At 63.4% G+C, this 434-nt stretch carries 1 pseudogene; it reads right to left on the minus strand.

Annotation, left to right across the window (positions count from 1 at the left end):
* Window positions 1-271 (minus strand): annotated as a pseudogene (locus RAD15_RS44005) (tripartite tricarboxylate transporter substrate binding protein); the annotation flags it as partial.
* Window positions 272-434: the final 163 nt, after the last annotated feature.

Here is a 434-nt window from a genome sequence, read left to right on the forward strand (position 1 = left end):
CCGGCGACTTGTTGGTGAGGATGGCGCCGACCATGACATAGCCGCCGACGATGAGCTGCGCCGGGTCGCCATTGGCCTGGTTGACGAACTGGGCGAGGCCAATGGTGCCGCCGGCACCGGGAACATTGTTGACCTGGACGCTGGAGGAGATTTTCTCGTCCTGCAGCGCGGTCTGCATTGAGCGGGCGGTCTGGTCCTAACCACGGCCGGGGGCGGCGGGCGCCATGATCTTGTAATCGGCGGCGAAGGCGGGAATTGCCATCGCGCCCATCAGAACAGTCGCCAGAAGGAATTTCTTCACTGTTTCTCTCCCTGTGGACGCCGGTCGTTGGGGCAACGCGGCGCCGTGTTGGCATTGGTTCGCGTTGCCGAACGAACGACATCGCGATGAGACAAACCGGGGAGAAATGAGTGCGTCCCGCCACGATCGCCAC

The organism is Bradyrhizobium sp. 14AA (assembly GCF_054185205.1).